Annotated in this window: 24 protein-coding genes and 1 pseudogene; 13 read left to right on the top strand and 12 right to left on the bottom strand. The window is 63.5% G+C overall.

The genetic code is table 11. The features are described from left to right. Window positions 1-62 precede the first annotated feature (62 nt). The 9 genes from RPG13_RS09965 to RPG13_RS09925 all read left to right on the top strand — a co-directional run bounded on the left by RPG13_RS09965 (window position 63) and on the right by RPG13_RS09925 (window position 9,768). Window positions 63-1,301 carry a phosphopentomutase gene (locus tag RPG13_RS09965; RefSeq protein WP_095487912.1) on the top strand — a complete coding sequence of 413 codons (1,239 nt, stop codon included), beginning with the start codon at window positions 63-65 and terminating at the stop codon, window positions 1,299-1,301. Further along, a complete protein-coding gene (gene mutM / locus RPG13_RS09960; RefSeq protein ID WP_337124967.1) occupies window positions 1,294-2,202 on the top strand; it encodes a bifunctional DNA-formamidopyrimidine glycosylase/DNA-(apurinic or apyrimidinic site) lyase in 909 nt (302 codons plus the stop codon). The genes RPG13_RS09965 and mutM overlap by 8 nt, the downstream gene beginning before the upstream one ends. Before the next feature lie 69 nt (window positions 2,203-2,271). Beyond that, window positions 2,272-3,045 (top strand): enoyl-CoA hydratase, encoded by a 774-nt coding sequence (locus RPG13_RS09955; protein WP_095487908.1) that lies wholly within the window; start codon window positions 2,272-2,274, stop codon window positions 3,043-3,045. Window positions 3,046-3,227: 182 nt separating this feature from the next. Continuing rightward, window positions 3,228-3,494 carry a 30S ribosomal protein S20 gene (gene rpsT, locus RPG13_RS09950; protein WP_095487906.1) on the top strand — a complete coding sequence of 89 codons (267 nt, stop codon included), beginning with the start codon at window positions 3,228-3,230 and terminating at the stop codon, window positions 3,492-3,494. A 920-nt stretch (window positions 3,495-4,414) separates the two neighbouring features. Next, window positions 4,415-5,887: a chromosomal replication initiator protein DnaA gene (gene dnaA / locus RPG13_RS09945; RefSeq protein ID WP_245458111.1), complete on the top strand. Its 1,473-nt coding sequence runs from the start codon at window positions 4,415-4,417 to the stop codon at window positions 5,885-5,887. 291 nt (window positions 5,888-6,178) lie between these two features. Further along, window positions 6,179-7,297: a DNA polymerase III subunit beta gene (dnaN, locus tag RPG13_RS09940; RefSeq protein ID WP_095487902.1), complete on the top strand. Its 1,119-nt coding sequence runs from the start codon at window positions 6,179-6,181 to the stop codon at window positions 7,295-7,297. 25 nt (window positions 7,298-7,322) lie between these two features. Then, the gene (gene recF, locus RPG13_RS09935) at window positions 7,323-8,495 is read left to right on the top strand and encodes a DNA replication/repair protein RecF (RefSeq protein WP_126103740.1); all 1,173 of its coding nucleotides are present in this window, start codon (window positions 7,323-7,325) and stop codon (window positions 8,493-8,495) included. A gap of 31 nt (window positions 8,496-8,526) precedes the next feature. Continuing rightward, window positions 8,527-9,282: a molybdopterin-synthase adenylyltransferase MoeB gene (locus RPG13_RS09930; protein ID WP_095487898.1), complete on the top strand. Its 756-nt coding sequence runs from the start codon at window positions 8,527-8,529 to the stop codon at window positions 9,280-9,282. A gap of 3 nt (window positions 9,283-9,285) precedes the next feature. Then, a complete protein-coding gene (locus RPG13_RS09925; RefSeq protein WP_337124962.1) occupies window positions 9,286-9,768 on the top strand; it encodes a GNAT family N-acetyltransferase in 483 nt (160 codons plus the stop codon). 16 nt (window positions 9,769-9,784) lie between these two features. On the opposite strand, the pseudogene RPG13_RS34925 reads toward RPG13_RS09925, so the two are convergent. The 9 genes and pseudogenes from RPG13_RS34925 to RPG13_RS09885 form a co-directional block, all read right to left on the bottom strand. Then, window positions 9,785-9,901, bottom strand: a pseudogene (locus RPG13_RS34925) (SDR family NAD(P)-dependent oxidoreductase); the annotation flags it as partial. Beyond that, window positions 9,897-10,796 (bottom strand): homocysteine S-methyltransferase family protein, encoded by a 900-nt coding sequence (locus tag RPG13_RS09920; RefSeq protein ID WP_337124960.1) that lies wholly within the window; start codon window positions 10,794-10,796, stop codon window positions 9,897-9,899. The gene RPG13_RS09920 and the pseudogene RPG13_RS34925, both read right to left, overlap by 5 nt. Then, on the bottom strand, window positions 10,793-11,485 hold the full coding sequence (locus RPG13_RS09915) for a GntR family transcriptional regulator (protein WP_095487892.1): 693 nt from the start codon (window positions 11,483-11,485) through the stop codon (window positions 10,793-10,795). The genes RPG13_RS09920 and RPG13_RS09915 overlap by 4 nt, the downstream gene beginning before the upstream one ends. Window positions 11,486-11,496: 11 nt before the next feature. Further along, the gene (locus RPG13_RS09910; RefSeq protein WP_126103743.1) at window positions 11,497-12,273 is read right to left on the bottom strand and encodes an ABC transporter ATP-binding protein; all 777 of its coding nucleotides are present in this window, start codon (window positions 12,271-12,273) and stop codon (window positions 11,497-11,499) included. Then, window positions 12,270-12,956 carry an ABC transporter permease gene (locus RPG13_RS09905; protein WP_337124957.1) on the bottom strand — a complete coding sequence of 229 codons (687 nt, stop codon included), beginning with the start codon at window positions 12,954-12,956 and terminating at the stop codon, window positions 12,270-12,272. The genes RPG13_RS09910 and RPG13_RS09905 overlap by 4 nt, the downstream gene beginning before the upstream one ends. Before the next feature lies 1 nt (window position 12,957). Next, window positions 12,958-13,677, bottom strand: a complete 720-nt coding sequence (locus RPG13_RS09900) for an ABC transporter permease (protein WP_245461338.1) — start codon at window positions 13,675-13,677, stop codon at window positions 12,958-12,960. A 7-nt stretch (window positions 13,678-13,684) separates the two neighbouring features. Continuing rightward, window positions 13,685-14,542, bottom strand: a complete 858-nt coding sequence (locus tag RPG13_RS09895) for a transporter substrate-binding domain-containing protein (protein WP_127203541.1) — start codon at window positions 14,540-14,542, stop codon at window positions 13,685-13,687. Window positions 14,543-14,575: 33 nt separating this feature from the next. Continuing rightward, complete coding sequence (locus RPG13_RS09890; protein ID WP_337124954.1) at window positions 14,576-15,763, bottom strand: M20 metallopeptidase family protein; 1,188 nt, start codon at window positions 15,761-15,763, stop codon at window positions 14,576-14,578. 304 nt (window positions 15,764-16,067) lie between these two features. Then, on the bottom strand, window positions 16,068-17,069 hold the full coding sequence (locus tag RPG13_RS09885; RefSeq protein WP_095487885.1) for a 2-hydroxyacid dehydrogenase: 1,002 nt from the start codon (window positions 17,067-17,069) through the stop codon (window positions 16,068-16,070). Window positions 17,070-17,227: 158 nt separating this feature from the next. On the opposite strand from RPG13_RS09885, the gene RPG13_RS09880 reads away from it, so the two are divergent. Further along, on the top strand, window positions 17,228-17,785 hold the full coding sequence (locus RPG13_RS09880; protein ID WP_126103748.1) for an SH3 domain-containing protein: 558 nt from the start codon (window positions 17,228-17,230) through the stop codon (window positions 17,783-17,785). A 70-nt stretch (window positions 17,786-17,855) separates the two neighbouring features. On the opposite strand, the gene irrA is transcribed toward RPG13_RS09880, so the two are convergent. Further along, a complete protein-coding gene (gene irrA / locus RPG13_RS09875; protein ID WP_337124951.1) occupies window positions 17,856-18,287 on the bottom strand; it encodes an iron response transcriptional regulator IrrA in 432 nt (143 codons plus the stop codon). Between the two features lie 243 nt (window positions 18,288-18,530). Between irrA and fabA the strand changes: the two genes are divergently transcribed. From fabA to fabI, 3 genes are all read left to right on the top strand, one after another. Further along, a complete protein-coding gene (gene fabA / locus RPG13_RS09870; protein ID WP_023802127.1) occupies window positions 18,531-19,049 on the top strand; it encodes a 3-hydroxyacyl-[acyl-carrier-protein] dehydratase FabA in 519 nt (172 codons plus the stop codon). 117 nt (window positions 19,050-19,166) lie between these two features. Further along, on the top strand, window positions 19,167-20,387 hold the full coding sequence (gene fabB / locus RPG13_RS09865) for a beta-ketoacyl-ACP synthase I (RefSeq protein ID WP_292623512.1): 1,221 nt from the start codon (window positions 19,167-19,169) through the stop codon (window positions 20,385-20,387). Between the two features lie 13 nt (window positions 20,388-20,400). After that, the gene (gene fabI, locus RPG13_RS09860) at window positions 20,401-21,213 is read left to right on the top strand and encodes an enoyl-ACP reductase FabI (protein WP_095487879.1); all 813 of its coding nucleotides are present in this window, start codon (window positions 20,401-20,403) and stop codon (window positions 21,211-21,213) included. Window positions 21,214-21,252: 39 nt separating this feature from the next. On the opposite strand, the gene RPG13_RS09855 is transcribed toward fabI, so the two are convergent. Further along, entirely contained in the window at window positions 21,253-22,260 is a 1,008-nt protein-coding gene (locus RPG13_RS09855; RefSeq protein WP_337124933.1) for a class I SAM-dependent methyltransferase, read from the bottom strand. A gap of 72 nt (window positions 22,261-22,332) precedes the next feature. Then, window positions 22,333-24,480, bottom strand: coding sequence for a polyribonucleotide nucleotidyltransferase (pnp, locus tag RPG13_RS09850; protein ID WP_337124931.1), 2,148 nt, complete (start codon window positions 24,478-24,480; stop codon window positions 22,333-22,335). Window positions 24,481-24,836 lie beyond the last annotated feature (356 nt).

The raw sequence follows: 24,836 nt of genomic DNA, 5'->3' as shown, positions 1-24,836 counted from the left end.
CCAATGGCGCCGCGGAACCCTATGTCTGGGCGGACGGACAGACAATAGTAATGAACCCTGCAATGGCGCGCGCCTTCCTTTTCGTTCTCGATTCCTTCGGCATCGGCGGCGCGGCCGACGCCGAGCGCTATGGCGACGCCGGTTCCAACACGTTCGGACACATCGCCAGAGCCTGCGCGGAAGGCCGGGCGGATCGCGAGGGGCTGCGCAAAGGACCGCTTTTCATACCCAATATGCTCTCGCTCGGTCTGGGTCACGCGGCAAAAACCGCGACAGGATTCAGCATCGAAAGCGGCGGCAAGGCCCATCTCGCCTCCGCCTTCCATGGCGCGGCGCAGGAGATTTCAAGCGGCAAGGACACGCCGTCGGGCCATTGGGAAATCGCCGCCTTGCCAGTCCGGTTCGACTGGGGCTATTTTCCGAACACGGTTCCCGCCTTTCCAGCCGAGCTGACCGAAGCAATCATCCGCGAAGGAGAGGTGCCGGGCGTTCTCGGAAATTGCCATGCCCCGGGCACGGAGATCATCGAACGGTTCGGCGAGGAGCATATCCGCACCGGCAAGCCGATCTGCTACACTTCGGTCGACTCCGTTCTGCAGATCGCCGCGCATGAAGTTCACTTCGGCCTGGAACGGCTCTACGAATTCTGCAAGGTGGTGCGCAGGCTGGTCGATCCGCTGAACATCGGACGGGTGATCGCGCGACCTTTCATTGGGGAAACCGCCGCCAGCTTCGAACGGACGCACAACCGCCGGGACTATTCGGTGCCGCCGCCCGAACCAACCCTGCTCGACCGGCTGACGGCGCGCGGCAGCCGGGTCATCGCGGTCGGCAAGATCGGCGATATCTTCGCCCATCGCGGCATTTCGGAAGTGCGCAAGGCCGCCGGCAACATGGCGATGTTCGACAAGGCGCTCGGCGCGATGGATGACGCGGGCGACGGCGATCTCGTCTTCGCCAATTTCGTCGACTTCGACACCGAGTTCGGCCATCGGCGCGACGTTGCCGGCTATGCCGCCGCGCTCGAGGCGTTCGACCGGCGGCTGCCGGAGGCGCTTGCGCGGCTGAGGCACGGCGATCTTCTCATCCTCACGGCCGACCATGGCAACGATCCCACCTGGCACGGCACCGATCATACGCGCGAACGCATTCCGGTGATCGGCACGGGACCAGGTTTTGGCGGCGACATTGGGCTCAGAACGACGTTCGCCGACATCGGTGAAACGGTCGCCGAGCATCTTGGGCTGGCACGCGGCCGCCACGGCACCTCCTTTTATGCAACGATAGGCGGCCATGCCTGAATTGCCTGAGGTCGAAACGGTCCGGCGTGGCCTGCAGACGGTCCTGGAAGGCGCCCGCATCGCACGCGTCGAGGCACGCCGGCCCGACCTGCGCTTTCCGTTTCCTGAAAAATTCTCGGAGAGGCTGACCGGCAAGACGATTACGGCACTCGGTCGCCGGGCCAAATACCTGACGATGTATCTGGCAGGCGGCCCGGTGCTGATCTGCCATCTCGGCATGTCTGGTTCGTTCCGCATCGAAATGTCCGATGACAGCGAAATGCCCGATAACAGCGAAATGTTGGGCGCGTTTTATCACGAGCGCTCGAAAAACGCGGTGCACGACCATGTCGTCTTCCATGTCGTCTCGCCCAAAGGCGTCCGGTCGCGCGTGACCTTCAACGACCCGCGTCGTTTCGGCTTCATGCTGTTTTCGGAAGGGGCGCCCGACACGCATCCGATGCTGGCGGGGCTGGGCGTCGAGCCGACAGGCAATGCGTTGGACGGCGGGCTTCTCGCCTCGCTGCTGAAAGGCCGGAAGTCGCCGCTGAAGGCGGCACTTCTCGATCAGCGGCTGATCGCCGGGCTCGGCAATATCTATGTGTCGGAAGCCCTGTGGCGCGCCAGCCTGTCGCCGTTGCGCGAGTCGGGCACCATCGCAAAGCCTGGAAAGAAGGCCAGACAGCAGAGCGACGCCTTGGCCGAAGCAATCCGCGCGGTGATCGCCGATGCAATCGCCGCCGGCGGATCGTCGCTGCGCGACTATGTGCAGACCGACGGGTCCCTGGGCTATTTCCAGCATTCCTTCGCGGTCTACGATCGCGAGGGCGAACCCTGCTCAAAGCACGGCTGCGGCGGCCACATAGAGCGCGTCGTGCAAAGCGGGCGTTCCACCTTCTATTGCCGGACCTGTCAGATGTGAGCAAGCCTGGACGCCATGTGTGAGTTGGACGCCAGATGTAGATAGATGACCGAGCGAGGAGATACAGTCATGACCTATGAAACGATCATCGTGGAAACCCGCGGCAAGGTCGGGCTGATCACGCTGAACCGGCCGAAGGCGCTCAATGCGCTGAACTCCCAAATCCTGGCGGAAGTGGTCGCGGCCGTGAACGGCTTCTGCGCGAATGCCGACATCGGCGCGATGGTCATCACCGGTTCCGAAAAGGCCTTCGCGGCAGGTGCGGACATCAAGGAGATGCAGGCGATCTCCTTTGCCGACGCCTATGTGCAGGATTTCTTTGTCGGCTGGGAAGAGTTCACCCGGGCGCGCAAGCCTGTTATCGCGGCAGTGGCCGGCTATGCGCTCGGCGGCGGCTGCGAACTGGCGATGATGTGCGACTTCATCATCGCCGCCGACAACGCCAAGTTCGGCCAGCCCGAGATCACGCTCGGCGTCATGCCGGGAATGGGCGGATCACAGCGCCTAACCCGCTTCGTCGGCAAGTCGAAGGCGATGGACATGTGCCTGACCGGACGGATGATGGATGCCGCGGAGGCCGAGCGTTGCGGCCTGGTGTCGCGCGTCGTGCCTGCCGACGAGCTGATCGAGGAGGCGTTGAAGGCGGCGGCCAAGATAGCCGATTTTTCGCTGCCCTCGGTGATGATGGCGAAAGAGGCCGTCAACCGCGCCTATGAAACGACACTGGCCGAAGGGCTGCGGTTCGAGCGCCGGCTTTTTCACTCCCTGTTTGCGCTCGACGACCAGAAGGAAGGCATGGCCGCCTTTACCGAGAAGCGGAAGCCGAATTTCACGAACCGGTAGATCGTGACGACGGCGGCGGGATGCGAGCGACAACAGCGGCCAAAAAGAAGGCGAAGCAGCGTTGACGCGCCGGAAAAGCTGAACTATAAGCCGCACCAACCGAGGCGGCCCTGTGGCTGCCCGTTTGTTTTTTGCGCCCTGCGGCATCCCGCATGCGCCCACCAGATCAGAAGAGAGGCATCATGGCCAATACCTCCTCGGCCAAAAAGGCAACGCGCAAGATCGCCCGTCGCACGGCGATGAACAAGAACCGCCGCTCGCGCGTGCGGACCTATATCCGCCAGGTCGAGGAGGCGCTCGCCTCGGGCGACAAGGCCGCCGCGCAGGCTGCTTTCAAAGTGGCGGAGCCGGAATTGATGCGCGCCGCGACCAAGGGCGTGGTGCACAAGAACACGGCATCCCGTAAGGTGTCGCGCCTGGCCCAGCGGCTCAAGGTGCTGTCGGCCTGATATACCTTTCCAGAACTGATCTTCTTTAAACCCGGCCGCTCGCGCCGGGTTTTTTCGTTTGCCGGCAAGTACTTAAAAAGAATGCTCGCAAACCACACCTCCGCGCGAACTTCAATGTTCGAAATGCTTTGCCGGCATATACATGCCTGCTGATATTCAAGGCCGCTGAAAGCGTCCGCGACGAAAATATCGGCTGTCAAAAACTACCCTTACTTTTCAATAACTTACGGACGGTCCATCCACAGCTTGTTCACATCGCGTACGGGGGATGGGGGACAATTGCCTGTCAAGAAAATTATTTCAGAAAATTTCGCGCGGCGTGGCCTTTTTCATATTCGCCGGAAAAGGGTTTGAATCACAATGGCTTTGTCAAAATACGCCCGTGCAACACAGGGTTCGAACCCGTCTGCGGTAACCACATTCCTTAAAAATCCGTTAGTCGTGGCCTTGCCCTATCCACAACGATTTCGTTAATGTCGGTCTATCGAGAGGGACGGGCCTGTTGGCCCTTAACCCAGCCTGAATCGGCCAGCAAAAAAGTGGCGGAATTCATGACGTGGATCATTTCCGCGTCGGGTTTGGTTTGTCTTTTTCGATACGGTAGGGGATTGGCGTAACTGTATATGGCAGGTCATGACGCGCCGGCGTTTTCGCCGGACGGCATTGTATTGCCCTGACATGACCAAACGGGCTGGCTCTGAGGAGTCGGCGCCGGTCCCCTGACAACGAGGCGACATCATCTGCCGGCGGCGGCGGTAGTGTCGCAGCGAAGACACGGTCGCCGGAAACATGGATGCAGGAGGCGTATCCCCGGCGGAAAAAGGTACAAAAGGACAAGGAACTCGATCATGCAGAGCGGCATCGAAAGGGAGCTTACGGGCGACCTCCCATTCCCTGGAACCTTAACCGGAGGGGACACTATGTCGGCTTCCAACGATGCGGAACAGAAGTTCGACCGGGTCAAGGCTCAGTTGAAGGCGCGTCTGGGAACCGAAGTCTATTCGAGCTGGTTCGGGCGCATGAAGGTCGCCGAAGCATCCCGGGGCATTGTCCGCATCTCCGTGCCGACTGCCTTCCTGCGCTCGTGGATCAACGGCCACTACCTCGACCTCATCGCCGAGCTGTGGAAACACGAGGATCCCGAAATCCTCAAGATCGAGATCGTCGTGCGCACCGCTACCCGCCCGGGGCGCAATGGCGTCGAGCCCGAACTGGCCCCGGCGCGCAAGATGACAAGGCAATCGCAAACGGCGCTGGCCTCTGGAACAGCGGGCCCCGGCAGGGTGGAGCGGGTGCCGGCACCTCGCTCGGGAATGCCTGCAGAGACCGAGTTCAGGCACAATGTGCTCGGTTCGCCGCTTGACCCGCGCTATACGTTCGGCTCCTTCATCGAGGGACCGTCGAACCGGGTGGCCTTCGCCGCCGCCAAGGCGGTGGCGGAATCGCAGTCGAGCGCGGTGCGCTTCAATCCGCTCTTTCTTCACGCGACGGTGGGGCTGGGCAAGACGCACCTGTTGCAGGCGATCGCGGCGGAATCGCTGAAGCAGAATCCAAAGTCGCGCGTCGTCTATCTCACGGCCGAATATTTCATGTGGCGGTTCGCCACCGCGATCCGCGACAACAATGCGCTGACGCTGAAGGAGCAGCTGCGCGACATCGACCTCCTCATCATCGACGACATGCAGTTCCTGCAAGGCAAGTCGATCCAGCATGAATTCTGCCATCTGATCAACATGCTGCTCGACAGCGCCAAGCAGGTGGTGGTTGCCGCCGACCGGCCGCCGTCGGAACTGGAATCGCTGGAGCCCCGCGTCCGCTCGCGCCTCAACGGCGGCGTCGCGCTCGAAATGTCGGCGCCGGATTTCGCCATGCGCATCGGCATGCTCAAGCTGCGCCTTGCCACCGCAAAGGCTGACGATGCATCGCTCGACATCTCGGAGGAGATCCTCAACCATGTCGCCCGCACTGTGACCGGCAGCGGACGCGAACTCGAAGGCGCGTTCAACCAGCTTCTGTTCCGCCAGTCGTTCGAACCGCAGATCACCATCGACCGCATCGACGAGATCCTCGGCCACATCTATCGTTCGGGCGAGCCGAAGCGGGTGCGCATCGAGGACATCCAGCGCATCGTCGCGCGCCATTACAATGTTTCGAAGACAGAACTTCTGTCCAACCGGCGCACGCGTACGATCGTCAAGCCGCGGCAGGTCGCCATGTACCTGTCGAAGGTGATGACACCGCGCTCCTTGCCGGAGATCGGACGGCGTTTCGGTGGCCGCGACCACACGACGGTGCTGCATGCCGTGCGCAAGATCGAGGATCTTTCAGGCGTCGACAACACGCTGGCGCAGGAGCTCGAACTGCTGAGAAGACTGATCAACGATCAAGCCTGACCGGCCCGAAAACAAAGCGTGTCGCGTGGCTGCGACGCGCTTGAAATCTACGTTTTTATGCATGTCGTTGCCTCAAAACCGCTGCGCACTTTTGGGCGACAAGCATTGGCTTGCGGGCTTCGCCAGCTTTATCCCCAGAAAGCCTGCGTAACCGGCTCGAACCGGTGGCGTGGGCTTGCGCTTGCGGGGTTTTTCCTATCAGTTTATGCAGATTCTGAGCCTGTTCAGACCTTTCGCGGGGGCACCGCTTGCCGGAGACCCGCTCATTCATTCAAGCGAGCCTGTTTCGTCATGCGTGTTATCTTGGAACGGTCAAATCTCCTGAAGTCGCTCAATCACGTTCATCGCGTGGTCGAGCGGCGCAACACCATACCGATTCTGTCGAATGTGCTGCTGAGCGCCGAAGGCGCCACCCTTGAGATGAAGGCGACCGACCTCGATCTGGAGGTGACCGAAGCCACGCCTGCCAAGGTCGAGCGCGGCGGAGCGACGACGGTTCCCGCGCATCTGCTCTACGACATCGTGCGCAAGCTCGCCGACGGCGCGGAGGTCATGCTGAAGACCGACGAAGACGGCAACGCCATGACGGTGACCTCGGGCCGCTCGAGCTTCCGTCTCCAATGCCTGCCGCAATCCGATTTCCCGGAGCTTTCGGCCGGATCGTTCTCGCATATCTTCCGGCTCGATTCGGTTGCGCTCAGGGGCCTGATCGAGAAGACCCAATTCGCCATCTCCACCGAAGAGACGCGTTACTACCTGAACGGCATCTATCTGCACACGCATGATGCCGACGGCAAGCTGAAGCTGCGCTCGGTAGCGACCGACGGACATCGACTGGCGCGCGCCGAGATCGACGCGCCGGCAGGGTCCGAGGGCATGCCGGGCATCATCATTCCGCGCAAGACGGTCAGCGAGCTGCAAAAGCTTGTCGATGACCCTGATATCGCCGTGACCACCGAATTGTCCGACACCAAGATCCGCTTCACCATCGGCAGTGTGGTTTTGACATCGAAGCTGATCGACGGCACCTTCCCGGACTATCAGCGGGTCATCCCCACCGGCAACGACAAGAAGCTGATCATCGACCGTCAGAGTTTCGCCGCCGCCGTCGACCGCGTCTCGACCATCTCCTCCGAGCGCGGCCGCGCGGTGAAGCTTTCGATTGGAGAAGGCCAGGTCACGCTTGCGGTCAACAATCCGGATTCAGGCAGCGCCACCGAAGAACTGGCTGCGGATTATTCGTCCGACGCGATCGAAATCGGCTTCAATGCCAAATATCTGCTCGACGTCGCAGCCCAGTTGACCGGCACTGAGGCAAAATTCATGCTGGCGGACGCCGGTTCGCCAACGCTGATCCACGACATGGCCGACGAAACCACGCTCTACGTGCTGATGCCGATGCGGGTGTAGGCCTGAACGAGGCCATCTTGCTGTCATGACCGGAGTTGCGAAGCAGTCTGCGCACGACCAGCAGACTCATATAAGTAAGCTATCGCTTACGAATTTCCGCAACTACGCAACGCTGTCGATCGACATCGACCCCGGCGCCGTGATTTTTTCCGGTGACAATGGCGCCGGCAAAACCAATCTGCTGGAAGCGATTTCCCTGCTGACACCGGGGCGTGGCCTACGCCGCGCACCTTATGCCGATGTGGCACGCGAAGGCGGCGACGGCGGCTTTGCCCTCCATGCCCGGCTCGATGGGCCGGACGGCCCGGTCGAGATCGGCACCGGCATTGCAGGCGGCGACGCCGCCGGCGAGGGCGGCCGGCGGGTGCGGATCAATGGCGCGGCAGCGCGCTCGGCGGAGGACATGCTGGAATGGCTGCGCGTCGTCTGGCTGACACCGGCGATGGATGCATTGTTCACCGGGCCGGCCGCAGACCGCCGGCGCTTTCTCGACCGTCAGGTGCTGGCGATCGATCCCGGCCACGGCCAGCGCGCGCTCGACTACGAAAAAGCGATGCGCGGCCGCAATCGGCTGCTCGCCGAAGGCTCGCGTGACGGCGCTTGGTTCGACGCGATCGAGACGCAAATGGCCGAAACCGGTGTGGCGATTGCCGCGGCGCGTGCCGAACTGGTGCGCCTGCTTGCCGCGATGATCGACAGGCTGCCAAGCGCGGGTCCGTTTCCGCAAGCCGATATCGGCCTGTCGGGCGCGTTGGAAAGCGAAGTCGGAACCACCGCGGCTGTCGATGTCGAGGAGCGGTTCCGCCGCGCCCTTGCCGAAGGCCGCGATCGCGACCGCGCCGCCGGGCGCACGCTAGACGGCCCGCACCGTTCGGATCTCGTGGTGAGGCACCGGCCCAAGGCGATGCCGGCCGAACTCTGTTCGACCGGCGAGCAGAAGGCGCTGCTGGTCGGCATGGTCCTGTCGCATGCCCGGCTGACCGGCGAGATGTCGGGCATGACGCCGATCCTGCTGCTCGACGAGATCGCCGCCCATCTCGACGCAGGCCGGCGCGCCGCGCTGTTCTCGATCCTCGAAGAGCTGAACTGCCAGGCCTTCATGACCGGGACCGATGCGGCGCTGTTTTCCAGTCTCAAGGGACGCGCGCAGTTCCTGACCGTCGATCACGGCACGGTTGGGCCAACCAAAGACGCCTGACAAGATTTCTCGGCAGCTATATTGTCTTGCAATGAACATCACCGCGCTCACCGACGAAGAGCTTGAACGCTACGCCCGCCACATCGTGCTGCCCGAGATCGGTGGCGCCGGCCAGCAGCGGCTGAAGCGTGCGCGGGTCCTGGTCATCGGCGCCGGCGGGCTGGGGGCGCCGGTGCTCGAATATCTTGCCGCCGCCGGCGTCGGCACGCTCGGGATCGTCGACGACGACAGCGTCTCGCTGTCAAACCTGCAAAGACAGGTGATCCACGGCACCGAGACTGTCGGCATGGCGAAAACCGACAGTGCCAAAGCGGCGATCGCCCGTATCAATCCCAACGTCGCCGTGGAACTGCACAATCTCAGGCTGACGGCGGACAACGCCCCTGCTCTCGTCGCCCGCTATGACATCGTCGTCGACGGTTCCGACAATTTCGAAACCCGCTATGCGGTGGCCGACGCCTGCGCCGCGGAAAAGCGGCCGCTGGTACATGCCGCCGTCGGCCGCTTCGACGGCTCGGTGACCGTGCTGAAACCGTTCGAGACCGGCGCGGACGGCAAGCCATATCCAAGCTATCGCGATCTTTTTCCGGAACCGCCGCCGCCCGGCCTGGTGCCATCCTGCGCTGTGGCCGGCGTGCTCGGCGTGCTGACTGGCGTCGTCGGCACGCTGCAGGCCATGGAGGCGATCAAGCTGATCGCCGGCATCGGCGAGCCGCTGGTCGGCCGGCTGCTGCTTTACGATGCGTTGACCGCGCGCTTCGATACGATCCGCTACAAGAGAAACTAGATCTTGGGCAGCCTGGTTTCCATCGCGCAGCTTCCCGCCGATTTCGACCGATGGGACGAGGTGCTGGCGCTGATCATGCGCGCCTTCGCCTCGATGGACGGCGTCATCGATCCGCCATCCTCGGCGCATCGGCTCACGGTCGAAAATCTCCGGGACAAGGCTCGGCAAGAGATGGGCTTTTCGGCGCTGAAGGACGGCAGGATTGTCGGCTGCGTTTTTGTTCTGGAGCGGGCCAACGATTTCTACGTCGGAAAACTCGCCGTCGAACCGGGCTTTCAAGGACAGGGGATTGGCAGCCAACTGATGCAAGCTGTCGAGGATCTTGCCTGCAACCGCGGCAAGCCGGCGATCGAGCTTCAGACGCGGATCGAGCTGACCGGAAATCATGCAGCCTTCGCCCGCCTCGGCTTTCGCGAAACCGAACGGACGGCGCACAACGGCTACGACCGTCCGACCTCGATCACGATGCGCAAATATCTTTCGTGAATACCCACCCGGGGCAGATGGCGTTGATGGTGGCGCCGAAGCCTGCCTCGGCAAGCCCCTTGGCAAGCGCCCTGCCGATGCCGCGGCTGGCGCCGGTGACAAGAGCCGCTCTGCGCGGCCCACAGGCATCAATGATGCCCGCAGCGCAGATGCCCGGCCAGATGGTGGATGTGGTCGGCGCCAATCCCGCAGCAGCCGCCGATGATGGAAGCACCCTTCGCGACCCAGCCGTCGGCCCAGCGGCAATAGGATTTCGGATCGAGATCGGCCCGGATATCCGAGATCACCTCGTTGGCCGCGCCGTCCTCGTCCTGGGAGCCGAAGGCGTTGGCATAGACCCCGAGCGGCAGACCGGGGGCGGCAATGCGCGCAGCTTGGAGCGCTGCTCCCATGACCTCGGGCATAGAGCAATTGAAGAGCAGCGCCTCCGCCCCCGTGCGCTGTGCGAGACGGGCAGCGTCGGCTACGCTCTGCCCGGACCGCAGCTGCGGCTCGGCTACGTCCTGCGGCGCCACATCGTCCCGCAGGGTGAATGACAGCCAGAGCGGCTTGCCACTGCCGCGCACCGCCGCGGCGGCGGTGTGGGCCTCCTCGAGGCTGCTCTGGGTCTCGGCGAGCCAACAATCGACGTGGGGCGCGAGGCCCTCAACCAGAACCGAGAGATAGTCCTGCGCCAGGTCGGCCTTGAAAAGTTCCGGCTGATAGGAACCGAAGACTGGCGGCAACGATCCAGCTACCTTCATGCCGGGCGTGCCGTCGGCCGCCTCGCGCGCCAGCCTTCCGGCCAGCGACGCCAGCTCGGCGCCGCGCGCACGGAACCGCCCCTCGCCGATGTGGAAGGGCACCAGCGCATAGGAATTGGTGGTGATGACCTTCGCGCCCGCGCGAATATAATCCTCGTGCACCCGGCGGACCATCTCGGGCGCTTCCATCAGCGCCAGCGCGGACCATTCCGGCTGGCGGAAGGGCGCGCCGATGCGCTCGAGTTCGCGGCCCATGCCGCCGTCGAGAATGGTGATGTCGTTCATGCCTGCTCCTGTTGCGGCGTCGTCGCGCCGCGTCCTTGAAGTTCGTAGAAGCCTGCGACGTCCAGCTCGATCGACTCGGCGATATGGTCGCGGACGGCCTGTTCGGCCGCTTCGGGGCTTCCCCTCATCAGCGCGTCGAACAGGCGCTGGTGATCGCTGACCAGCGGCTGGCGGCAGGGCCAGTGTGCTTCGGACCAGCGATAGAGCCACTCCATCTTGTCGGCCAGAAGCCCGTGGCGACGGATCAGATGCTGGTGCCCGGTCTGCTCGACGAAACTGGCATGGAAGCCGAGATCGGCTGCCACCCGCACATCCGTGCCGCCGTCATTCGCCGCCGGTAGGGCGGCAAAAGCCGCCTCGACCAGATCGGTACCGAGAGCGGCGCGGCGTTGGGCGAGAATGCGGGCGGCCAGACCTTCGAACGCCGCCCGCAATGTGTAGATCTCCCAGATCGCCTGGGCATCGAGCACGGCCACGCGCCAGCTCGAATAGGGCGTGCGCGTCACCAGTTCCTGCGCTTCCATCGCGAAGAGCGCGGAACGCACCGTGCCACGGCCGAGACCGATGCGTTCGGTCAAGGTCAGCTCGGTCAGCACCGCGCCCGGCGCAAAATCGCCACGCACGATCGCCTCGCGTAGCCACTCGGTGGCCTGGTCCTGAAGGCTCTTGCGCTGGATTGGCTGACGCATGTCCGGGGTCCCTAGCGATTGCGGTCGAAATGGCCGCTGAGAAAGGCGCGGCAGCGCTCCGATGCAGGATTGCCAAAGACCTGCCCCGGTGTGCCGGCCTCTTCTATCAGGCCCTGATGCAGGAAGACTACCTGCGAGGAGACCTCGCGCGCAAAGCCCATCTCGTGGGTGACGATCAGCATGGTGCGCCCTTCCGCGGCAAGGGCGCGGATCACCTTCAGGACCTCGCCCACCAGTTCCGGGTCGAGCGCCGAGGTGGGCTCGTCGAACAGGATGGCGCGAGGCCGCTGGGCAAGAGCGCGCGCGATCGCGACCCGCTGCTGCTGCCCGCCCGAAAGATGCGCGGGCCACGCATCGCGCTTTTCGGCGAGGCCTACCTTTTCCAGGAGCGCCGTGGCCTCCTCCACTGCCTCGGCGCGGGGACGGCTCTGGACGAACAGTGGCGCCTCGATGACGTTCTGCAGCACGGTGCGGTGCGGCCACAGATTGAAGTTCTGGAAGACGAAGCCGAGATGTCCGCGCATCTGCCGCGCCACGGCCAGTTGGGCGCGCGACAGACGTCCGCCCGTCGGGGAGAGGCTGTCCTCGCCCACCGACACCGTTCCGACGTCGGGGATCTCCAGCATGGGGATGCAGCGCAGCAGCGTGCTCTTGCCAGAGCCGCTCGCGCCGATCAACGAGATCACGTCGCCGTCCTTGGCGACAAGGTCGATGCCGCGCAGCACCTCGTTGCTGCCGAAGCTCTTGCGCAAGCCGGCGATGGAAAGCGCGGTCGATGGGAGGCTCATGGCGTCTCTCCGAATTGCCAGGGCGAAAGGCGCCGCTCGGCCCAGGCCGAGAGCCGCGTCACCAGAAGCGACAGGGCGAGATAGATCGTCGCCGCGCAGAGGAATATCTCGACCGCCCGCCAGGTTTCCGAGGCGGCGGCGCGGGCTATGCCGGTGACTTCCATCAGCGTGATGGTCGAGACCAGCGCCGTGGATTTGAGGATCGAGATCACCTCGTTGGAATAGGCGGGCAGCGCCTGACGCACGGCTATGGGCAGCGTGATGCGGCGCATGACCGTCAGCCGCGTCATGCCCGAGACGCGCGCTGCTTCGACCGCGCCCCTTGGCACGGCGCGCAACCCTCCGCGCAGAATCTCGGACGTATAGGCGGCATCGTTCAGGATCAGCGCCAGCAGCCCGCACCAATAGGGCTCGCGCAGGAAGGGCCAGAGGAAGCCGTGGCGGATGAAGCCGAAGCCCGCCAGCCCGTAGTAGATCATGAATATCTGGATGAGCAGCGGCGTGCCGCGGAAGACGAAGAGATAGGCCGAGGCCAGTGCGTTGCCGACCCTCGTCGTGCGCATGAGGTTGAGGATCAGCGAAAGGCAGAACCCGCCCACAAGCGCCAGGGCGCCGAGGTTAAGCGTCAGCGGCAACCCCTTGAGGAGCTGCGTGAGCATGTCCGAGAGAAAGGCGAAATCCATCTCAGAGCCCGCCTTGCTCGTGGCCGCGCAGGCTGCGTCTTTCGGCGAGGCGGAAGACATGATCCGACAGCGTGGTGATGATGAGATAGATGATCGCACCGGCGGCGTAGAACAGGAAATGCTCTTGCGTGGTGCCCGCTGCGACCGCGACCTGGCGCATGGTCTCGACCAACCCCGTCACCGAGACGAGGGCGGATTCCTTGATGACCGACTGCCACTGGTTGCCCATGCCGGGAATTGCGGTGACCAGCGCCTGCGGCGCGATGACCCGCCGAAACAGGATCAGCCGCGTCATGCCGACCACGCGCCCCGCCTCGATCGTGCCCCGGGGCACGGCCTGATAGGCGCCGCGCAGCACCTCGGACTGGTTGGCGGCCGAGATCAGCCCGATCGCTAGCACTCCGGCCAAAAAGCCGCTGATGTCGAACGGCCCCGACAGTCCGAGCGCCGTGCCAATGGCCGTGACGACCTGCCGGCCGCCGAAATAGAACAGGTAGATCACCAGGATATCGGGCACGCCCCGGAAGACCGTGGCGTAGGCCTCGGCCAGCTTGCGCAGCGGCCAGTTGCCCGCCACCCGGGCCCAGGCGATGAGCGTGCCGAAGGCCAACCCGCTCAGGAATGCCGCGACGGAGACATAGAGCGTCATGAGGCCGGCGCGCGCGAGCGCCAGCCCCCATCCGTCGGGCCCGAAGCCGAGAAGTGTCAGATCGGCCTGCACCCTGGCCTCAGAGCGCGGGCGTCACGACCATGCCGAACCATTTTTTCGACAGCTCGACGAGCGTGCCGTCGTCCGACATCGACTTCAGCGCTTTGCTGAGAAGCCCGGCCAGCTCGGCGTCGCCCTTCTGGACGACGAAGGCCGAGCCGCGCCCCATGACGCCGCCCGTGAAGGACGGGCCGGTGGCCTTGGCGGTTTCTGTGTTCTTCTCGAGGAAAGCCGAGATGTTGGTGACCGAGGCGATCCCGGCGTCGAGCCGCCCGTTCAGCAGATCCTGATAGACTTCCGGGCCGGTCTGATAGGTGCGGATCGTCACGCCCTTGTCGGCCAGATACTTGTTCAGGAAGTCTGCCTGGATGGTCGAGACGTGGACGCCCACGGTCTTGCCGTCCAGCACCCCGGCGATCGCCGCGATGGCGGCATCGGTGGCCTTCGTATCGTCGAGGTCGACGAAAGCGCCCGTGCCCGACAGTTCGACGCCGCTTTCCTTCAGCACGACGAAGGTCGAGCCGCCGGTGGTGTAGGGGAGCGAGAAATCGACCACTTCGAGGCGTTTCTCGGTGACGGAGACCGAGTCGACCACCGCATTGTACTTGCCGTCGATGAGGCCCTGGATCATGCCGTCCCAGGCCTGCGAGATCACCTCATAGTCGAAGTCGGCGCGCTTGGCGATCTCGGCCAGCATGTCCAGCTCGAAGCCGTAGAGCTCGCCATTCGGTCGGGTCATATTGAAGGGCGGGAAGGCTCCTTCGGTGGCGAAAACATATTTTTTACGTCCCTGGGCAAGAGCTGTGGCGGGGGCAACGGCGAGCCCGGCAATGGCGGCAAGGCCCATGCGCAGGAAGGTGCTGCGGGTGATTTTCATGCTTGGATCATCCTTGGGAGGAGGGTTGAGGGGTCAGGAAAGAAGATCGACCGCCATGCGCGTGAGCGCGATGGCGCTTTGCCCGATGCTGGCTTCATCGGGCTGATAGTCGGAGTTGTGGACGCGGTCGTCACGGCCGGGCTGGCCCGAACCGATGAATATCTGGACCGAAGGCATGAGCTCGGAGAAATAGGAAAAGTCCTCGGCTCCGAAGCTCGTTCCCGGCTCGACCTGAGGCGTCGCGCCGAACTGATGGCCGAGCACGGAAACCGCACGATCGACCAGCGCATCGTCGTTCATCAGGGGCGGCGCGCCGCGCGCATAGTCGATCTCGACGGCGGCATTGAGCGCCTGCGCCGTGCCTTCGCAGATGCGCCGGAACGCGGCCTCGGCGAGATCGCGCGATCGCGGCGAGCGGCAACGCACCGTGCCCTCGAACATGCAGCTGTCGGGAATGATGTTCTGGGTCGCGCCGCCCTCGATATGGCCGATGGTCAGGACGGCGGACCGCGCGGGGTCCATCTCGCGCGATATCACGGTCTGGAGTTGGGTGATGATGTGGGCGCTGGCGACGATCGGGTCGATGGCGGCATGGGGCCGCGCGGCATGGCCCGACTTGCCGCGCACCACCACCTTGAACTCGTCGCTCGATGCGGTGCTTGCACCGCGGTTCAACAGAACCTGCCCCGCCGGCAGTTCCGGACGGTTGTGGAAGGCGATGGCCATGTCAGCACCTTTGGCGGCACCGTCCGCCACCATGGCCGCCGCGCCGCTCTCCTGCGTCTCCTCGGCGGGCTGAAAAATCAGCCGGACCGAGCCGCGCAGACGCGGCGCCAGCGAGACGAGCGCATGCGCGGCGCCGAGAAGCGAGGCGGTGTGAAGATCGTGCCCGCAGGCATGCATCCTGCCTGGAATGGTCGAAGCATAAGGCAGACCGGTCTGCTCCCCGATCGGCAAGGCATCCATATCGGCCCGCAGGATCAGGCAGGGACCGGGAAAGGCTCCGGATATCTCGGCCACGACGCCGGTGCGGCCGACGCCGGTGCGCGCCTCGATCCCGAGCGCGCCAAGCTCGGCGGCGACCAGGCCGGCCGTGCGGACCGTGTCGAAGCCGGTTTCTGGATGGGCATGGATGTCGCGACGTAGTTCAATGAGGCGAGCCTCGATGGCGCGGATAAGTCCCTCGATCTCGGGGCCGGGGTCGTTGCGGCGTTCAGGCATCAGCTTTTTACACTCTTGCGATGGAAGCCCTTTGCTTGATGCTACTGTCACCTATTGTCAAGGATCGACAATCGACGAGACCGATCGGGAGTAGAATGATTTTCTAAAGCCACATGGGAGCTGCTCCGGGGGCAGCATCTGGGAACCTTGTTTCCCGCGCGACTGCACCGCGTGCAACCGGTGCCGCAAACTTTTGCGTGAGATGGTTGCTCATGCCGAGCCATCCCAGCCGCCTCAAGGCGGGGTCCCCTGATCCCCTATCGGGGACCCTAAAGTCTTTGCTGAAGAATTGGACGGCGCCCGGTCACGTCCGCAGCGGCAGTACGCGGTCAGGCGGGCGATGGCCATCGAAGAAGGCGCGGATGTTGATGATCACCTTCTCGCCCATATCGATGCGGCCTTCGAGCGTCGCCGATCCCATATGCGGCAACAGCACGACCTTGCCCTTGGCGGCGAGCTTCAGCAATTTGCTGTTCAGCGCCGGCTCATGCTCGTAGACGTCGAGGCCGGCGCCGGCGATCTTGCCGTCCTGGATCAGCTTGACCAGAGAGTCCTCGTCGATGATATCGCCGCGCGCTGTGTTGACGATGTAAGCGGACGGTTGCAGAAGCGCCAGCCGCCGCGCCGAGAGCAGATGGAAGGTTGCCGGCGTCGACGGACAGTTGACCGAGATGATGTCCATGCGGGCAAGCATCTGGTCGAGGCTTTCCCAGTAGGTTGCCTCCAGCTCATCCTCGACCGCCGGCAGCACGCGATGGCGGTTGTGGTAGTGGATCGACAGCCCAAAAGCCTTGGCCCGCCGGGCGACAGCGGTGCCGATGCGGCCCATGCCGACAATGCCGAGGCGTTTGCCCCAGATCCGCCGGCCGAGCATCCAGGTTGGCGACCAGCCCGCCCACTTCTTGTCGCCGGTCAGCACATTGGCGCCTTCCGCCAGCCGCCGAGGCACCGCCAGCATTAGCGCCATGGTCATGTCGGCCGTATCTTCGGTCAGCACGTTCGGCGTGTTGGTGACGGTAATGCCCTTCTTCGCTGCTGCCGCCACGTCGATCTTGTCGACGCCGTTGCCGAAATTGGCGATCAGCTTGAGGTTGTCGCCAGCCTGAGCGATTAGCGCTGCGTCGATATGATCGGTTATGGTCGGCACCAGCACGTCGGCTTCCTTGACCGCCGCGACCAATTCCGGCTGCGTCATCGGCCTGTCTTCGACATTCAGCCGGGCGTCGAACAGCTCACGCATGCGGGTCTCGACCGGATCGGGCAGCTTGCGCGTGATGACGACGAGGGGCCTTTTTCTGCCTGCCATTGTTTCCTCAAACCCACCCCTCGTTGAGACCTCTTTAACCAAGACAGGCGAAACTGGAGGCCGGTCGCGGTGCCAGTTCTCCATGTAACAAGAGGTTCCGCCGAAGACAAAGAAAAAGGGGCGCCAAGGCCGATGAGCCGGCGCTGAAAGGAACGAAAGTGTCTGGTTTTGCGTCGCTCCGCCTGACCCTCAGCGCAGCATTTATCGGCGCTCTCCTTTATTCCCCGCTTGTGGCGGCACAGAGTGCGGCAGCACCGGCCCAGAGCGCAACGCTTGGGCCGAGCGGCCTGCCGCTGCCGCGTTTCGTCAGCCTGAAAGCGGGCCGCGTCAACTCCCGCGTCGGACCAGGCGTCAACTATTCCGTCGACTGGATGTACATGAAGCCTGGCCTGCCGATGGAAATCATCCAGGAATTCGACACCTGGCGTCGGGTGCGCGATGCCGACGGCTCGGAAGGCTGGATCAACCAGTCGCTGCTTTCAGGCCGCCGCACGGCGATCGTGGCACCCTGGCAGCGCGGCAAGGATGCCCGAATCAACCTTCTCAACGACCCGGAAAAGGATGCCAGCATCATCGCGATCATCGAGCCGGGCGCCATGGGCACGATCAGGTCCTGTGACGGCCAGTGGTGCGAAATGACCTTCGACGGCCACACCGGCTGGCTCGCCCAGTCGCTTGTCTGGGGCGCCTATCCGGGCGAACGGGTCAAAAACTGACCTCTTCTTGTCGGTTCGGGATCATGGTCTGGCGGGCGAGACGGTATCTCGCGACCCAATGACGCGCCGATCAATCGCAGCGCTTGGGGCGCAGCCTTACCACGATGTCGACATTGGCGATCTCCATGCCTTCCGGCGGCTCCGGCAGGTTGGAAACCGTGACAGGACCGCTGGCGATATCGAAGATCCTGTTTTCGCCTTCAATGTAGAAATGATGGTGATCGGAGGTGTTGGTGTCGAAGTAGGTCTTCGACCCTTCGACGGCCAGGATGCGCAGAAGGCCCGCCTGGGTGAATTGATGAAGGGCGTTGTAGACGGTGGCGAGCGACACCGGCACGCCGGCGGTGATCGCCTCCTCGTGCAGTTCCTCGGCCGACAGATGGCGGTCGCCCTTGGCGAAAAGCAGATCGGCCAGCGCAATGCGCTGACGCGTCGGCCTCAGCCCAGCTTCGCGAACCCGCTTGTCCACAGCGACATTTTCCTTCCGGCAGCCCAGATCCATCTATCCGTCCAAGCTCATAGTTTCGCCCCAAGATATGCCCAGAATGGCAAAAAACGAACATCGCCCGAAACTGAACACCTCCCGACATATATTCTGTCGGCCGAATACGATCAATAGCGCGCATTGACCCAGGCAGACGGGCAGGTTAAGCGCAAACGCCGGTTTCCGGCCTGAAATAGATTGTGTTAGGAAACCAACGACAAGGGCGCTCTACCGCCCGGGACGATTACGGGGAAGAGATTGATGGCGGTTTCGAAATCCAGCTACGATTACGAAGAACTGCTTGCCTGCGCCCGCGGCGAGCTGTTCGGACCTGGAAACGCCCAACTCCCCTATCCGCCGATGCTGATGTTCGACCGCATCACCGAAATCAGCGAGACGGGCGGTGCCTTCGACAAGGGCTTCATCCGCGCAGAGTTCGACATTAAGCCGGACCTGTGGTTTTTCGCCTGCCACTTCATCGGCAATCCAATCATGCCGGGGTGCCTGGGCCTCGACGCCATGTGGCAATTGACGGGATTCTACCTCGGCTGGCTCGGCGAGCCGGGCAAAGGAATGGCGCTCTCGACCGGCGAGGTGAAGTTCAAGGGCATGGTGACACCGTCGGTCAAGAAGGTGGAGTATGGCGTGGACTTCAAGCGCGTGATGCGCGGCCGGCTGGTGCTTGGTATCGCCGATGGCTGGCTGAAGGCGGATGGCGAACCCATATACGCAGCAACGGACCTCAAGGTGGGTCTGTCCAAGCAATCGGCCGCCGCCTGACCGGCGCCCCCACAGCGCCGCGCGTCCCTGGGACGCGCAAACGAAGCTGTAGAACTTTAATTTGCGCATGATCCGTGTCCAACAGGTTTCGGGTTCAAGCGCTGGAAGGAGTTGCGAATGAGACGGGTCGTAGTGACAGGCCTCGGCATCGTGTCGTCGATCGGCAACAATGCCAACGAGGTGCAGGCCTCGCTCCACGATGCCAAGTCCGGCATCAGCTTCTCTGATTCCTTCGCCGAACACGGCTTCCGCTGTCAGGTCTGGGGAGCGCCGACGCTCGACCCCTCCGCCCTGATCGATCGTCGCGCCATGCGCTTCCTGTCGCAAGGTGCGGCCTGGAACCATGTCGCCATGGACCAGGCCATCGTGGACGCTGGACTTGGCGAGAACGACATCACCAATGAGCGCACCGGCATCGTCATGGGATCGGGCGGACCGTCGACCCGAGCCATCGTCGAAGCGGCTGAAACCACGCTCAAGAACGGCAGCCCCAAGCGCATCGGCCCGTTCGCCGTGCCGAAAGCGATGTCGTCGACCGCTTCAGCGACGCTCGCCACCTGGTTCAAGATCCACGGCGTCAATTACTCGATCTCTTCGGCCTGCTCGACCTCGGCGCATTGCATCGGCAATGGCTACGAACTGATCCAGTGGGGCAAGCAGGACATGGTCTTCGCCGGCGGCCATGAGGATCTCGACTGGACGATGTCGGACCTGTTCGACGCGATGGGCGCCATGTCGTCCAAGTTCAACGACAGGGCGTCGGCCGCCTCGCGCGCCTACGACGTCGATCGCGACGGCTTCGTCATCGCCGGCGGCGCCGGCGTGCTGGTCCTGGAAGAGCTCGAGCACGCCAAGGCACGCGGCGCCAAGATCTATGCCGAGATCGTCGGTTATGGCGCGACCTCGGACGGCTTTGACATGGTGGCGCCCTCGGGCGAAGGTGCGGTGCGCTGCATGCGGCAGGCGCTGGCGACCACCTCTTCGCCAGTCGACTACATCAACACGCACGGCACCTCGACGCCGGTCGGCGACTCCAGGGAAATGGGCGCGATCCGCGAAGTGTTCGGCGACAAGATGCCTTTCATCACCTCGACGAAATCGCTGACCGGCCATTCGCTGGGTGCGGCCGGCGTGCAGGAATCGATCTACTCTATCCTGATGATGCAAGGCGGCTTCATCGGCGAGAGCGCCCATATCGAGCAGCTCGATCCGGAATTCGAAGGCATGCCGATCGTGCGCACGCGCATCGACGACGCCAGGATCGACACTGTTTTGTCCAATTCGTTTGGTTTCGGCGGCACCAACGCAACGCTGATTTTCCAGCGCTATTCCGCATAAGGATTTGCCGACCATGGACGGATTGATGAAGGGCAAGCGCGGGCTTGTCATGGGTGTCGCCAACGACCATTCGATCGCCTGGGGCATCGCCCGGAAACTCTCCGAACATGGGGCGGAACTCGCCTTCACCTATCAGGGCGAGGCCTTCGGGCGCCGGGTCAAGCCGCTCGCCGACAAGCTCGGCGCCTCGCTGGTCGTCCCTTGCGATGTCGAGGACAGCGCATCGGTTGCCGCCACCTTCGAGACTTTGGGCAAAGCCTGGGGCGGGCTCGACTTCGTCGTCCATGCCATTGGCTTTTCCGACAAGAACGAGCTGAAGGGCCTTTACGCCGACACCAGCCGCGACAATTTCGTCCGCACCATGGTCATCTCCTGCTACTCCTTCACAGAGGTCGCCCGTCACGCCGCCGCGCTGATGAAGGACAGCGGCTCGATGATCACGCTGACCTATGCGGGTTCTGTCCGTGTCATGCCGAACTACAACGTCATGGGCGTGGCCAAGGCCGGGCTGGAAGCCAGCGTCCGCTATCTCGCCAACGACTACGGACCGCGCGGCATCAGGGTGAACGGCATATCGGCGGGACCGGTGCGGACACTGGCCGGCGCCGGGATTTCCGACGCACGCCACATGTTTTCCTACCAGCAGCGCAACTCGCCGCTGCGCCGTACGGTGACCATCGACGAAGTCGGTGGTTCCGCGCTCTACCTCCTGTCCGACCTGTCGTCCGGCGTCACCGGCGAAATCCACTATGTCGATTCCGGCTACCACATTGTCTCGATGCCGGCGCTCGACGAGTTGAAGCAGGCCGACACCGGCCGGGAATAATTTGGCCCGTAGAAAATGCCTAGGTCCGGTGAACTCCGCTCAGCGGCGCGCCGCCAAAACCTTGAACATCCCGTCGCGGGCGATCTCGGCGTGGCTGGAGAAGGCGGCCGCCAGCACCGGCTCGTAGGGAAGCTGACGGTTCGCCACCATGAACAGCCGCCCACCTGGCTTCAGCGCCTTCGCCGCGGCGCGGATCATGCCGGCACCGATCTCCGGCTCGGTCGCGCGGCTGCGATGGAAGGGCGGGTTCATGACGATGGCGTCATAACGGCGCTCGACCGGCTCGCTCAAAAGATCGATCCAGAAGAAATTGGGTTCCGCAGCTGTATTGCCGATATTGCGTTTCGCCGCCTCCAGCGCCTCGAACTCGGCCTCGTAGAGATCGAGCGCCGAGATGCCGGGTGAGCGGGCGGCGACCTCGGCCGCCACATAGCCCCAGCCGGCGCAGAAATCGGCAATGTTGCCACGCAGGTCGCCGGGCAAATTGTCCACCAGCAATCTCGAACCTGCATCGATCTTATCAAAAGAGAACATGCCTGGTGCGGTGCGGAAACGGCTCTCGACCAGAAGCGTTGGATTGGCGACGCGAAGCGCGGCCGCGGCATCGGCCGGTCGATGGAACCAGAAGGCGATGCCGTGATGTTTCGGCATATGGCCGTCGAGCGTCACAAGCTCGCCGATGCGCTTGCGCAGGCTCGCAATGCCATCGTCCTTGCCGCCGGCGACGGCGATCAGTCCGCCCGGCCTCACACGCTCAATCGCCTCAGCGATGCGCAATTCGTTTTGCCCGCGATGACGGCCGGCAAGCACCAGTGCCGCATCGAAACCTTCGCCCTCCAGATGCGGCGTGACCGTGAAGCCGGCGCCCTGCAGCGCGCGAAAATGCGGGCGGAAGCCTTGCACCAGATGCAGTGTTGCATCGAAGCCTTCGGGCAGGCGGAAACCCGGTTCAGCGCCCAGAAAGAGGACGCGCTCGCCTTTACGCGGCATGGCGACAGCCTCGGCCTCGAACGGGTGGAACAGTGTCTTCAGCGGCTCGGCGGACATTCTTCGATCTCTTGAAAATGAAAACGGGCGCGACCTGTCGGCGCGCCCGCTTCGATTATACCGTCAGATCGCTCAGGCGGCGTCTTCTTCGCCTTCGGCCTTCTTGTCGCGGGCGATTTCCTTGCCCGTGGCCTGATCGACGACCTTCATCGACAGGCGGACCTTGCCGCGCTCGTCGAAGCCCATCAGCTTGACCCAGACCTTGTCGCCTTCCTTGACGACGTCGGAGGTCTTGGCGACGCGATCGTTGGCGAGCTGCGAGATGTGGACGAGGCCGTCACGCGGACCGAAGAAGTTGACGAAAGCGCCGAAGTCGGCGGTCTTGACGACCGTGCCTTCGTAGATCTCGCCGACTTCCGGCTCGGCAACGATGGTGTGGATCCACTTCTTCGCCGCCTCGATCTCCTTGGCGTTGGACGAAGCGATCTTGACCGTGCCGTCGTCCTCGATGTTGATCTTGGCGCCGGTCTTTTCGACGATCTCGCGGATGACCTTGCCGCCCGAGCCGATCACGTCGCGGATCTTGTCGGTCGGGATATGCATGACCTCGATGCGCGGCGCGAACTCACCGAGCTCGGAACGCGCGCCGGACAGCGCATTGCCCATTTCGCCGAGAATGTGCTGGCGGCCGTCCTTGGCCTGGTCCAGCGCGATCTTCATGATCTCCTCGGTGATGCCTTCGATCTTGATGTCCATTTGCAACGAGGTGATGCCGTTGGCGGTGCCGGCAACCTTGAAGTCCATATCGCCGAGGTGATCCTCGTCGCCGAGGATATCGGAGAGCACCGCGAAGCGCTCGCCTTCCTTGATGAGACCCATGGCAATGCCGGCAACCGGCTTGGCCAGCGGCACGCCGGCATCCATCAGCGCCAGCGAGGTGCCACAGACGGTGGCCATCGACGACGAACCGTTGGACTCGGTGATCTCCGAGACGACGCGCAGCGTGTAGGGGAACTGATCGGCGGTCGGCAGCATCGGGCGGATCGCGCGCCAGGCGAGCTTCCCGTGGCCGATTTCGCGGCGGCCGGGCGAACCCATGCGACCGGTTTCACCGACCGAATAGGGGGGGAAGTTGTAGTGAAGGAGGAACTTCTCCTTGTACATGCCGGTCAGCGAATCGACGTACTGCTCGTCCTCGCCGGTGCCGAGCGTGGCAACAACCAGCGCCTGGGTCTCGCCGCGGGTGAACAGTGCCGAGCCGTGGGTGCGCGGCAGGACGCCGACTTCGGAGACGATCTTGCGGACCGTCTTCAGGTCGCGGCCGTCGATGCGCGAGCCGGTGTCGAGGATGTTCCAGCGCACGACCTTGGCCTGGAGCTCCTTGAACACGGTGCCGATCTGCTCGGACGTGTATTTTGCTTCCTCGCCTTCGGCGGGTACGAACGCAGCCTTGACCTTCGCCTTGACGGCGTCGACGGCGGCATAGCGCTTCTGCTTGTCGGTGATCTTGTAGGCATCGCGAAGCTCGCCTTCGACGATCTTCAGCATCTCTGCTTCAAGCGCCGAATAGTCCGGCGCGGTGAAATCGCGCGGGTCCTTGGCGGCAACCTCGGCCAGCTTGATGATCGCATCGATCACCGGCTGGAAGCCGCGATGGCCGAACATGACGGCGCCGAGCATCAGGTCCTCGCCGAGCTCCTTGGCTTCGGACTCAACCATCAGCACGGCGTCTGAGGTGCCGGCGACGATCAGGTCAAGCTTGGATTCCTGCATCTCGTCGACATGCGGATTGAGCACATATTCGCCGTTGATGTAACCGACGCGGGCGCCGCCGATCGGGCCCATGAAGGGGACGCCGGACAGCGTCAAGGCCGCCGAGGTGGCGACGATCGACAGGATGTCGGGGTCGTTTTCGAGATCATGCTGGACGACGGTGACGACAATCTGCGTGTCGTTCTTGTAGCCGTCGGCGAAGAGCGGGCGGATCGGACGATCGATGAGGCGGGAAACCAGCGTTTCCTTCTCGCTCGGACGGCCTTCGCGCTTGAAATAGCCGCCCGGGATCTTGCCGGCGGCATAGGTCTTTTCCTGGTAGTTGACGGTTAGCGGGAAGAAATCGAGGCCGGGCTTCGGCTCCTTCATCGAAACGACGGTGGCGAGAACCTTGGTTTCGCCGTAGGTGGCGAGCACCGCGCCGTCAGCCTGGCGCGCGATCTTGCCGGTTTCGAGGATGAGCGGGCGGCCGCCCCATTCGATTTCCACTTTATGGTGATTGAACATATCTTGTCCTTCATATGCGGAAAGGGCCGCGCCGTTTCACCGTGCGCGAGTGCCCCTTTCCCTTGGCTTCATTTCTCGGGCAGCCACGGGCAAGACAACGGGAAGCTCGGGTAAATCCGGCGCGATTGCCGCGCGAGCGTCCTGCAATCCTGCCCCATGACCGTCCATGGGCGGTTTCGAATGGCCCTGTGCTATTTCGAAACCGGGTCTGGCCAATCGATCCGACTGGCCTTGCGCATGATCCCGAAACCGCGGCCTGCGGAAAGCATCATGCGCAAATTCAAACTTTCAGAGCGTCCTATTTGCGCGTCTAGATCGATGCGCGGCGCTCTACTTCCTTCATAGAGCAATGGACT

It is taken from the genome of Mesorhizobium sp. ISC15, from assembly GCF_037162615.1.
GTDB lineage: Bacteria > Pseudomonadota > Alphaproteobacteria > Rhizobiales > Rhizobiaceae > Mesorhizobium > Mesorhizobium mediterraneum.
The sequence above is the reverse complement of the archived record's forward strand: the minus strand, read 5'-3'. Positions and strand labels throughout refer to the sequence as shown.